The following is a 12,887-nucleotide window of genomic DNA, read 5'->3' on the forward strand; positions in this document are numbered from 1 at the left end:
TCAGCAGCCATTTAAACGTGTCTACGAAACCAGGGGCGGCTCACTTGGCGCTCAAAACGTTTTCACACAGCTTGGGTCGAAAGCTGCCAGTCACGACCAATCGCTCTCGATTACAGAGCACCCTCATTTTGCCGCTTTGAATGATCGTACAGGCCGAGGTCGCATGTGTCTGTCAGCTGCTTTGCAGGATGCACACAGCTACACATTCGTAAACGTCGACGCGGTAATGGCACCCTGATAGCCTTCTCGACTACCGTTTACAATGGATGTCATTGCCAATGTTAAAGCCTCCATCGTCTGGCATTCGCTGGACAGACTTTAGAATAGACACTCCCACCTTCAAAATCACGTCAATCGAAAAGCCAGACATGTCGCCGTTTCTATTTCACATGACTGGTGGCGAAGCTTTTACTTCCATACTCACAGGCGCAGGAATGACATTACCTGAAAACACAGGTTTTTTGCGATCATGTATTCCAGAATCATCAGGAACCTACAACGCACACGTTGTGTGCTTTACTGAATCCCCAACTTTTGCGCTAGACTTCTTCCGCTACAGAAGCTATGTGCGCTGGAGTAACGACCAGCGCTTCGGCATCGGCTTCGATAAAAGCGAGTTGGTTAGATGCAATGTGCGCCCCTGCGTGTATGCCGACAGCCAACTTACATCAGACATTAACAAAATCAAAAACCATTTTGACCGACTGCCGATAGTCGACCAACAGTTATCCTCACTCTTTAAATCTTTTATCGACAAAATCTATCCTCTGACGACACCTTTGCTTGAAGAAGAGCCATTTCAAGGTTATATGTGGGAGCGAGAGTGGCGTTACACCGACCCGAAAGGGTTCGTTTTTCCTTATCATGCAATAAAAATAATCTGTTGCCCCGAAAATGAAGAACACGCCATCAGGAAAATTCTTGGTAGATATGCAGCCAGCGTAAAATTTGTAAGGTCATGGAAAGAGTATAACGAAGTGACGTCCTTCTTGAAAAACCGAAGCGACAGCCTCCATATTCCTCCTATTGCTGGCTATCCAGACGAAGAAGAGTTCCTCTCTGTGCTAAAGGAGCAACTGGTCAATCACGTAGCCTTATTAAATAAAATAAAAGCTTACGAGATGTTTGTTGACTCTATAGCTGACAAGAAAGAAGCCGTCAGTGCTGGAATTTCCGATTTAGAGAGTGGAATCGAAAATCTGGAAAGACAGATCGAAAGATTAAATAACAGGCGACGATAAAATCCTTGCTTGCAAAATTTCTGTTCTGGCCGATAGCAGCCATCCGCGACCGGCAGCGATCGGCCATGAGCGGCCAAAGAAACCGGCCTACCTATCCAAAAACCCATTCAACGGAGGTGATTCGATGCGTTTGGGAGCATTAACAGTCATACAGGCTGCCGCCCTTATGGTGTAGTCAGATCACTCAACGATATACTGTGGTGGTATTTCGTGAAGGAAAGCTACGATGCTTTCTACTGAATATTTTCCGGCCGTTGGGTGGGTTTGTGGAGCTAATGTGCGCTTGGTGGAATTGTCGGCTGTCTCCACCCAAAAATGGAGCAACCCAATACGCGATAACTGATGGATTTAATACGTCAGTATGTGAGTTACTAGAACGAGGTGTTGATATTCTAGGGCTATGCGAGGTGGCGAGAAATCATTTTAGCCACTTGGAACAGCTGCTAGAGGATAATGATTTAGGAAGATATAAAATTTTAGACTTGTATTCAAGCGGGAAATCAATAGACGATTTTTGCTTGATTTATAATTCTAAAAAATTTTCTGCGGCAATCGCCTTGGACTCCGCCAATATTAGGGACGCCCTGACTAATACATGGTTAAAAGCAGGTGTGTTTGCTCAACTCCAATTTATGGATGGCGAGAATTTATTCGTCGGACTTTCTCATTGGCAAAGCAGACAAACCTTTGCAGAAGGAAGTGTGAATCGTCTTCGTCTCGGCCAAGCACTTCGTACTAAAATCACTGAAATCATGGACGAAAGCCCAAGCTCTCCAATTATTCTCTTTGGCGACTACAATGATGAACCATATCATGACTCAATAGTTAAAGGGATAGGTGCCAGTCGAGATGCCGAATTCGTTCGTAAACGACCGCACTACTTTTACAATCCCTACTGGGGATGTCTGGGGTCCCGCGAAGGTACCCTTCCGCTAGGATCGTACGTCCACGCCTCTGCGATCGAGGGAAGTGGAGGTGCAGTTTATGATCAAATATTATTTTCTTCCCATTTTCTGCGAGATTGGATTTTTCAATGTGCTGGATCAATTGTGGGCGATATCCCCACGCTTAAGTCAGAAGTAGTCTGGAGCGATATTTCCGACCATTACCCCGTATTGAGTCATCTTGTAAGGAGCCAACTATGAAATTTCTAGATTCAATCAAGTCCGGTATCGCTAAGGCTGAAGCAGCGGATCATAATCTAACATCTGTAACAGCGGTTTTTAGCGAACTTAATACAGTGCTCTCTGATTACACGGATGGAAAGCTTAAGATTACTAGAAAAATGAGTATTAACTCAAGAATTGCAGCCATCGGCACTAAGCTTTTAGAGAGTCCGGCCAGTGATAACACAAGGTCAGATGTAATTGCACTAAGTAGCAAAGTCAAGAGTAAAACTCATGCTGAAGTAGCTAAATGGCGTCAGCACATTAACGGGTTTCCATGTACATTGAATTTTGAAGGAAGGGAATATATGTGCGAAAGCACGGATGATCTTAAGGAGGCTCTAAGTGAGTTGCTGTCCTCCGTAAGTTTCGGAAAGGCACTTTCTAGCGCATTGCAAGAAGAGAGTAGTGGACCAGAAGTCTAATTTTAAAAATTAGTATATTTTTTCTTTCCGGATAACTCAGCAGACGAAGCAACGGGAGCTCATAGCGTCCTACTTGTTCCCATAGATTAAAGGCAGCAATTACAAATTTATCCGAACGCCGGTGGTATCGAGCTTCCCTTGAATGACCTGATACCATACAGACCGACTTTTTTTGGCAGGTACCCTCCTAACTCAGCGTCCGCTTCTGGCTGAAAGCGGCCCTTCGCAACAGTCAGCTTTCGGCCAAAAGCAGTCCGTCGGCTTACCACCCCGTTCTACTGGTGCAGGTATATGGAAAAGGAACGCCCAAAGGACCGAAACAGCTTTCAGAGTTGCATTTCGAACGTTCAGGCCATAGGGCTAGCTGCTAACATACAGCCAGCCTAGATCGCCTTTTCTACCACCCGCCCACTACATACACTCAGGTATATGTATAAACCACGATTGTCGCGGTAATGAAAACGGGAGTGTCTTGATGATAATGCAAAGATCCACTCAACCTTCTTTCAACCACTTACAAAAACCTCTTTCGCTCAAAAAAATACAAACACGATTTCACAACTTAACCTCTTCAATCGATGAGTTTATTAGTTAGTATCCGTTCCCTCGCGAGATCCAGTTTGTGATGTTTCTCTGTAGGTCTCCATAGGCGCGTTGCAGTCCTGGCCCATAGCTAACGCCAGTCTCGGCTTTCACACCAATACTCATAACACGAGCACTGGCGCCAATATCATATTTACCCTGCCCTAATGGGACATACATTTTTGCTTCTGCCGCACTATATTCAGACGATAGCCCAGGAATAGAGAATCCGGGCCCAGCATTTAGGCCCACACCAATAGATTGAAAACCGTCTGAACCTATATCCGCAGAAAAAGGCCCTATTCCTACACTACCAGAGCACGTCTTATCACTAAGAGAGCAGGAGGCCATACCAAACGAACTACCAACCTCGACATCCACACCAACATCAATGTTAAAAATATCCTCCCCATCGTATTTCCCTACTCCGGACTGGTCATGCCAAAGGTGATTGAACAGTCTCCCAAACGCTGCAGATGTCGCCCCGTTTTCAAAACTGTCACCGCCAATTTGCGCGGTAGCGCCTCCCACGACTGCAGCAGCCGCAACGCCATAACCACCTTGCAATTGGTCGGTGCCGGGCGTTAGAAAGTTGCCCGCGAATGAAGAAGCAAAGCCCTGCTCAAAATTCCCCCTTCTAGCTACCGATGAAAGCCCTCCAACAAAACCATGTGCCACGCTTCTACCGAAATTTTCCAATTTGTAGGAGTCCGCAAAACTACCGGCGCCATAAAACGCCGCAGCGGTGATACCTCCCATCAATGCACCTTGAATAATCTCATTAGGACCGCCTCCATATAGGGCGGCACTTAGCCCCCCTATAGCCGCCCCAGTGGCAACCGCCCCCAAGAGTCCGCCTCCGAACACAGCAAGGCCTGCGGGGCCGAGTGCGACAGTCGCTGCGATTACAGCAACCGTTCTCCAATTCTGTTGGAGCCAGTTCCCCGTCTTTTGAAGTTGTTCGCCAACCCAACTCAGTGGCTTACCAACTACAGCGTCCAGTACCCCACCAATAGCCTTTCCCACACCACCGAAGAAGTCACCAAGAGCACTTCCTAACGACCAATAACCGGTCGGATCGACGTACCGCAAGGGGTTGTTAAAAACGTAGCTATAGCGATTGTGCGACTGCGAATATCCAACGTATTGAATGAAAGGATCCGGGCTGACAAACCTGGCAAGTGAAGGGCTGTAGACTCGCCCCCCCATGTGCACGAGCTCTAAATTATCCAGATGTTCGTGCCCTGTGAACCCTTGTCGCACGGAGAGATAGGTACCTTGGTCTGCTTGGCGACGCTTTCCCCAAGGATCGTATTCAAAGCGTTCAAGCACATCACCGAGCTCGTTGAGCGTCGCCCGCAACGAGCCCAATTGATCTTTTACGAAGTAAGTCACCCCAGTACTGACTTCGGTGGAGCGCAGAGGGTTGTCCATGACCAGCATGTTGTACATCGATGCAGTATGCCGGAACGGGAAGTGCGAATAAGTGGTTTCAAAGAAACCCAGAGTCCCGGTCGGTGTAGAGATGAAATGCCGCACGCGTGTGCGCTCGGGGGTGGGGTTGAACGGAGTGGCAAAGGCCTCTCTCACGATTTCAGTGCTCCCGAGATAGGTCACCTCAAACTTTGTGTCCCCGGCGCGGGACTGCTGCGTGATCAACTCGCCATCCCCACCGTAACGGAAGCTGGATTGGTTCCGCTGATCATCAGAGATATTTAGTACCCTACCCTCTGCGTCGTATACCAGTTTCTTGTGGTCAAGCCGGACCATGTTTCCAGCTGCGTCGTAGGAGAATGCGGACCTTGCCCCATTTGCCTCCTGCAAAGCGCATAAAACTCTGGTTCGCTCGCTGTCACAGTACTGGTAGGTCCCGACGTTTGATTTTTGAAGAATATTTCCCAGAGGGTCGTAGCTGACAGTGACGCGCTCGCCCATCATTTGTGCAGCGCTTGTGATCCGGTTCAGTGAGTCGTACTCGAAGCGCTCGACCTTCTTGCTTACACGGTCTGCACGCTGTAGGACATTGCCCGCTAGGTCGTAGCCCAGCGTGAAGTCCTGAATGGATGTTCCGTTTATGCTGCGAGCGGATGACGTCGTCAATCGCCCGGAATCAACATCAAATGCCTGTGTATTGACAACGCCGTTACCCAAACGCTCTTCAGTGACTCTGCCAAGTGCATCGACACTGAGAGACTCCCACACTGGCCTGGCTTGGGTTGTCCCGGAAAGAAGGACGCGCCGCCAGAACCCGTTTTTGTCATAAGCGTTCGCAACGATCAAGCCAGAGGAAAACTTGCGCTCTAGCGGTCGGCTCAGTTCGTCATAGTTTTGATCAATGCGGGAGTGGTCTGTCCCCACCTGCAGATCAACAGCGCCAACACGCCCGTAACCATCGTAATTAATGTCGCGCGTCGCCCCCTGTGATGACTTGACTGTCACCAAGCGGCCGATTGCGTTCGGTTTTTGGTCAAATTCATAGTTCGCAATATCTGTCTTCGAGCGGCGCTCAATCAGACGGCCGAGCCCGTCATACTTGAGGCTTACGACCTCTCCGCGAGCATCGGTTTGCTCAACAAGCTCCCCGTAGCCGTTGTACTTGTAGATCCAGCGCCCAAGGGTCGGATCGTCCAGCGCGGTGCGTCGACCAGCGATGTTGTACTCAGCCTTGGAAACTTGGCCAAGGGCATTGACGATGCGCGACGCGTTGCCTGCTGCGTCGAACTCGAACTGGGTGCGTCCCTTTAATGGATCGATGGTGAGCCAGTTCCTACCCCGCGCATCCTGCTCGATCACGGTCTCACGCTTGAGCGGATCGATGGTTACAGTTTTGAGTCCCTCATAGCGGGTAGACAATATGGCGCCATCCGAGCGACGCTCCTCAACCTGACGATCTAGCTCGTCGTACCGCCGCTTTGTGAATCGTGCTTGCTCCCCCTGAAATCGAGGAATGGTCTCGCCAACTAAACGGCCTAAGGGATCATAGTCGTACTCCACAACGACAGGCTTGCCTTCGAAGCCAGTCGAAGACTGCCAGCGTGGCCGGCCTGCCGCATCGTGGGCGGATACAGTGGCGGGAAGCGCTCCGATCTGCTTAGTCACGGTGAATACTAATCCACTGCCGTTTGCGAAATCTGTCTGTGTCACCGTTGCTATGCCGGTCGCATCAATTTCCTGTCGGACACGCTGCAGAGTATCGTAGCGCACGGTTTGTCGCAGGCCATTCGGATCGATTCTCGCCGTGATGGCGCCGGACACTTCATCGAACTCCGCGCCGGTGGTGTGACCAAGATTGTTCGTAGCGGATACGGGGAAGCGTCCCAGCGCATCGTATTTCAATCGGGATATGCGTATGGCCTCTCCCGTCTTCACAGAGGTACGAGACACCACCTTGTTTCCAAACGCGTCACGGTCGTACTCAATCACTGACTCTGATGGCGAACCGACGAGAGAAACTTCCTTGATCAACTGACCCGTCTTTGGCGAATACGCGAACTCGGCACGCCTGGTCAGGGAGGGTTTGCCTGGTGAAAACTGAGTGACAGTCGAGTCTGTGAGCCTGGCCAAGTGCCAGTCGACCAGGTTGTCTTCATACTTGTTACTGGTCTCAGACCCTGAGCCATCAAAAAATGTCGTCTTGATCTTGGAGGGGTTACCGTTTTCGTCGTAGATGAATTTATCAATCTGATTGCTCAGACGTATAGCCTTCAAATCGGCGTTGAAGCTTTCAGTGCGATCAAGCTTGACGCGTAGGATTTCGGGCAAGAAGCCACCGTCGATAGGCGAGGCCGTTCTACGAGAGACAGAGAACGCGGATACTGAACGCAATATCTCCGCTTCCTTGCCGCCTTCCAATCCCTGCCAAACCCTCTTGGATGCAATGTTGCCCACGAGACCATCCTGTTGAACAAACTCGATAAGGGTCCTTCGATTGCGCTCACGATCAGTTATTTCTTGCATCGAAAATCCGTAAGACTTGCCAGTGCTAGTATCGACGCGATATCCCTTGTATTTGTAGGAGGAAGTGCGCAAGGGAACGCCGGGGCCAACTACCGTTAAATTCGTTGCGACATATCCCGGCATCGGTGGATCGAGAACTGGATACTCTGGACTCCTGTCACCTTGCTGGCTTGCTCTTGTCCCCAAGTACGCCTTGGAGACCATATTCTGTTGATCGAAAGCGATACCAATGTATGAGCGGTAGGTCAGGGTGGATCGATGCCCAAGACCATCAACAACTTCGCCAAGTAGATCAGTCTTGTAGGAGCGCCTATCAGGCGACGCAAACGGCTCATTGATCCAAATAGCAGAAGTGGTCTCTGACTTGCTACGCTTGTAGATCTGAACAAGATCTACGATGCCGTCCCCGTTCAGATCTAGCGGACGCACTCCGAGATCTCCACGACCCGCTTCCACGAATGCAAGTGGTGGGGTATAGGCGTCAAGATCCGCGTCCGTCTGGCTTTGCTTAGTAATCCAACCGGTCCCAGTATTTAAGTAGGTTCCTTTCTCGTGGGCCCCGTCGGCGAGTACGCGATGATAAACGACGTCAACCAATCCATCCGCGTTGACGTCGAGCAGCCTGTAGCCCTGGTCGCCCTTTGTGTTCTTCAACAAGGCATCGACTGGCAGGTTATAGGCAGGCTCCGGCAGCCAGCCGATTCCTGTATTCAGATACGTTACATTAATTGCTTTAGGTCGATCCGAGGCGCAAGAGCCAGCGCAGCGTTCGGCGTAGATAAGGTCGGGCAGTCCATCCCCATTTACGTCTTGGAAACTTGTCTGTGTAGCCGAAAGTGCACTATTGGCCAACTCACTGTCGTCCGGGTCAATCCGATACGGGGGCTTGTAGGTGGACGCATACTTCCACTTCCCATTGCGATTCAAATATGCCCCTTCAACCCACCTTTCTTCAAAGGTTACGGAACGGCCCTCTGCGATCCTTTGTTGCTTCTCTTCTTCTGTCTCACTCATGGGAACGCCCGAACGGAATCGATAGACGATATCCGGAAGGCGATCTCCATCAACATCAATTAGCTCGACACGATTATCTCGAACCGAAGAAAGTGGATTTCCAGACTCGCTGAGGTCTTTCCGATACGGTCGAACAAAAGGTACCGGTGGTAACACATCAGCTGCCGCCGATTCGAGCCACCTACCGACCTTTTGTCCGGCCGCATTAACCTCGATTCTATTTAGAAAGACTTTCTGAATGAGACGAGGATTCCCTTGATCATCATCCTCCTCTCTTGAAGCAACCAGATCAGTCAATCCATCTCCATTAATATCAACTGCACGAACACCTAGAGATCCAGTCCCCTCCATCAAAAAATCGATTTGGGGGACATAACCTATGTATCGCTCCCCAAATAATTCGATTCCGGTCTTGCTGGAAACGTTGATCCAAAAGCTCTCCTCACCCTTGTCATTCATTGGAATATTCGACTTGCATTGGGGCATTTGAGAGCAATTGATCCATGCTTCCCGAGTAACTGTTCCATCGGCATGTTTTACTGCCAAGAGTAGATCAGTGATTCCATCGCCGTTAATATCGACAAGGAATACACCCGTATCCTTATAGTCCTCTGAAAACGTCGGCTGTGGAAAGCTGTATCGGACATCTGACATCCACGGGTTAGTGCTTCCTGGCTGGAACACGTACGCGACCTTAGTCAATTTTCCATCCGCAATTTTCTTGGTGTACGCGATATCAGCAAACCCGTCGCCATTGAGGTCTGGGAATCGGACACCGAGGTCGGCCTTATCAAACTGCGCGATTGTTTCCGGCGGGGTCAGTTCTGCATCAAGACGCCAGCGCCCACCCGAGTGGGAATAGATGCTTGGGCGCCCCTGCTCCTCAAAGAATGCAAGCTGAGTCTTGCCTTTTCCGAGTACTTGGATTGCAGCGAAGGAGGTCTTTCGCCCCGCTACGTCGCTGGGTAGCGGTTCCGGAGGCACAAACGAGCTCTCGGTAATCCATTCGTTTGTGTCAATTCTGTAGGCACCGGATTGTCCTGGCAACGATCTATCATCTCGCCAGAAGATAAATTGGACTCCATCACCTCTGAGATCACCCATCTCAGCGAGCAACTGCCCCTTTGAGCCTGTCTTGCGATAGAAATAAGTATCGGGGAGGGGGCGCTTGTCGAGTTGAAACCCCTTGCCGGTAGCAAGCCATGACTGCTGAATAGATCGACTGTCAACCTTGTAGGCGATTACAATGTCTTTACATGAGTCTCCGTTGAGGTCCGCAATCCGTAACGCCGCGCTGTGTGGAACAGCATCAAATGAAACAACGGTGTGGATGTCTTTGATTGGATCCCAACCTTTCTGAGAAGAGCGGTATCCCACCCGAACGTTTGTACCGTCCTTGAGGTAGTTGTAAATGAGCTCAAGCGTTCCGTCGCAGTCTACGTCTACTGCGTAGGCACCGTTCAGTTGACCATCAGCGTCAACTGAAAACGGCAGCGGAGGTGCGAACTCTGGCAGTTGAACCCATTTGCCACCCACCAAGCTGGCTGCGCCGGAGCTTGGAGTCTGATTTGGCGACGACCACATGAGAGCGGGTTGCTTCTTGCCTTGAGCATCAATCCAGGTACGCAGATAGCGGCCGTCACGCGAAATTTTGAATCCCAACTCTGCATTCGCAATTGATTTCCAGCCTACAGCGGGATCGGAAATGTAAGTAAAGTCATCGGTCAAAATGTCATCAAAGCCATCACCATCAAGATCGGCGACTAAGTAGGACTTGCTCACCAAATCAACGGGCGGATTCCACTTCTTATCGAGACTTACCGGGTGTCCGCTGGTTTCGTACTCGAAAGCACCACTGACATTTTGGCCGGCTGCAGTGAAGCGGTAGAAGAGCTCGAGGCTGCTCTTTCCCTGAACGTTTGCAAATTCGAAATTCTGTTTTCCGGAAACACTCAAGACGTCGACAGGTAGTTTTTTTTGGACTGCTTTCCAACCTCCAGCAGAACTTGAGTACAAAAATTGAAGTGGCTTATACGAGAGTCCATCAGAGCCTGATTCGGTCAGCGATATCAATTTCTGCGCCGACCTGAATTTGTCGATCACTTCGAATTTTGGCTTGTATTCGCGAAGCACTTTTCCCCGATAAGAACTCACGATACGCTGCAGTTGTGCACTTTGTGCCACCCGGCTGCCTTGACTGTACCTAAGATCGTAGGGGGCCACTTGGCTATATTCGAAGGAAACCTTCGCGTACGGCTGCAGCATTGCTTTATCATTTCCTGTATACGAAACCTCTCGAACCCGGTAGTCGAGGCCGTCAATGGCATAATCGAAAATCATGTAATTACCGACACTATCTTCGATTCGATCACATAGCCATATCAAAATAGGGCCGTTTGGCCCCTGACTAACTCTGGAAGAACTCGTGCTTCCGAAGAAGAGCTTTAGGCCTGCTCTTGTTTCAACCACAATCCGCTGCGGTCCTCGATCCGTCCATTCGTATGCACGGACTCGAGAATAGTTTTCGACTCTTGTTCGAAACTCTCGCGCCCCATCAGCATTCACGGACACCTGCACCAACTTTTCACCGTCTAAATAGAGGGCATCTTGTTGATCGAGGTAAACACCGCGAACAGCACCGTCCTCTGGCATGTTCCTTGGGCCACGCTGAACGGAAGACACGCCTCCAACTGACCAGCCAAATCCATATGGCGATGGACCACTTCTGCTGTTGTATGTGAGAACTAACTTCGGCTCAATTCCAGCAGTGCCTGGCGATACACGAATTGGTATTGAGTAACCTACGCTGCCGTCAGGCCCCACACTTACCTGACTATCTGTAGTGCCCGGGGTAACGTTGACAGTAGCTGCCTCAACCAAACCAATAACAAACATGGTGAATGTAAGCAGCGCAACGCTTACTGCAGTGTGCATATTAAAGATTATATTTAGCTGTGATTTAGCTGACCCAATATCCATCAACGAAACTCCCAGACATAATTTATGCCGATGGTTGATCCACTAGGTCTGCTTTTCAGGGAATCTCGATTCAAATCTGAGTCAATATAGCCGATGTGGTAGTGAAAACTCTGATTTTCATCTATCTTCGAGCGCCCCATCAATCGGACTGACCATCCGTCCGCCTCCAGAGTGTCTGTCGTCCAACTGCTAGCACTTGCGCGAAAAAAAATCTGGTGAATGCCGCGCTGCCACAACATTTGTGACGCACCAGCGGCAAAAAACCTACAATTATCAGCTAGGTCGTTTTGGACCGTTACATCGAGATTTGTAGACGAGAAATTATTAGAGCTGGCAGTTAGACTCGCGGAGGTACACTCTTCTGAATAATCCCCCTCAATCTGGGCATGCGCAATTCCAAGATGAACATCCACGTAAGGAAGCTTGTGGCTGTATGTTGCAAGTAGTTCGGATGCGTGAGTTTCCGTTGACTCAATAGATTTATCCAGAGTGCCCGACAACGACCAGCCCCGGTAATTTGCCGACGCAGCCATGCGTGCTGACGCTGACTTCTGCAGCAGGATATCTCTAAACTCAGAACTGGAACCAACACCGGGCGCAACAACAAAGTGTGGCCCCAGGTCCAAGTAATTGCGGGGAGGAGCATCGGCCTGAGCTGAGGCTTGCGATGGCCGAACCAAGACTAGAGCGAGGGCAAGATGGACCAGCCACGGTAGCAAGAAGCGGCTGACCACTTGAATGTGGCGACCTCGAAAGCGTGTTTTCCATCTGAAAAACTTTCGCGTGGTAACTTCCATGCCTACATCCTATAGATTTTCTTTACGTTGCTCTTAGCGTTTCCTCATGTTAAGAAAGCGTAGACTAGGCTTATTCCTTGGACTAAAAATTTTTCGGCGTGGGCGATTAGCTATCTATTAGCTCAACGAAGGCTGTTTGCCATAGCCGTTATCCAAGTCGCACCAGAACTCGCTTCAACGGAACCTAAATCTCTTTGTTCTAGATAGCACTGGGTACATGGATAATCGTCGCACCGGCTATGATGCCTTGGCATAGCGACAGCCCTCGTTCTGCGGCCGAGGATGGACGCCGCCAGCCCGTGCCGCGCCAGCAGGTGGCATATTTTCATGGTCGCGTCTTCCGGGAAGCCGTCCTGGGTAAAAAAACCGCTTGGCGAACAGGCGCAGCGAGAGTGAACTCATACATCACCTCCTCCATCGCCGGGTCACTAGGGGTAAATTAGTTTGCATTAGATTAAAACTAGGCATGATTTCGATCGGATACGGCGTACGGCCATTGATGCCCTAGAGTAAATCTGTACGATAAACACCGGCAGACCTGCAGACGGCCCTACTTGCTTCATCTCTGCCAGAAAGCGTTCACGCCGATTTGTGCTTACCGGTGTACTCGGTATTGGAAAGCTCGTGTGGGCCCAATGGCAAGGTTCGGTGGGAGCGCGACATCATTTCAGCAGATCGGCCGGGATTTTTACGGGGTTTCCCTTTGTAGAACTCAGTGACGGCTTC

At 50.1% G+C, this 12,887-nt stretch carries 6 protein-coding genes; 4 read left to right on the forward strand and 2 right to left on the reverse strand.

Annotation, left to right across the window (positions count from 1 at the left end):
• From J3361_RS28735 to J3361_RS28750, 4 genes are all read left to right on the forward strand, one after another.
• On the forward strand, window positions 1–238 hold a 238-nt coding region (locus J3361_RS28735), incomplete at its 5' end, for a hypothetical protein (RefSeq protein ID WP_207967376.1).
• 130 nt (window positions 239–368) lie between these two features.
• Entirely contained in the window at window positions 369–1,241 is an 873-nt protein-coding gene (locus tag J3361_RS28740; protein ID WP_207967377.1) for a hypothetical protein, read from the forward strand.
• Between the two features lie 200 nt (window positions 1,242–1,441).
• Window positions 1,442–2,386, forward strand: coding sequence for a hypothetical protein (locus J3361_RS28745; RefSeq protein WP_207967378.1), 945 nt, complete (start codon window positions 1,442–1,444; stop codon window positions 2,384–2,386).
• Window positions 2,383–2,832: a hypothetical protein gene (locus tag J3361_RS28750; RefSeq protein WP_207967379.1), complete on the forward strand. Its 450-nt coding sequence runs from the start codon at window positions 2,383–2,385 to the stop codon at window positions 2,830–2,832. The genes J3361_RS28745 and J3361_RS28750 overlap by 4 nt, the downstream gene beginning before the upstream one ends.
• Before the next feature lie 591 nt (window positions 2,833–3,423).
• On the opposite strand, the gene J3361_RS28755 is transcribed toward J3361_RS28750, so the two are convergent.
• A complete protein-coding gene (locus J3361_RS28755) occupies window positions 3,424–11,364 on the reverse strand; it encodes an RHS repeat-associated core domain-containing protein (RefSeq protein WP_207967380.1) in 7,941 nt (2,646 codons plus the stop codon).
• Window positions 11,364–12,161, reverse strand: a complete 798-nt coding sequence (locus tag J3361_RS28760) for a hypothetical protein (RefSeq protein WP_207967381.1) — start codon at window positions 12,159–12,161, stop codon at window positions 11,364–11,366. Before J3361_RS28760 ends, J3361_RS28755 begins: the two co-directional genes overlap by 1 nt.
• Window positions 12,162–12,887: the final 726 nt, after the last annotated feature.

Origin of the sequence: Pseudomonas sp. OA65 (genome assembly GCF_017498305.1) — a bacterium.
Classification (GTDB): Bacteria; Pseudomonadota; Gammaproteobacteria; order Pseudomonadales; family Pseudomonadaceae; genus Aquipseudomonas; species Aquipseudomonas zanjanensis.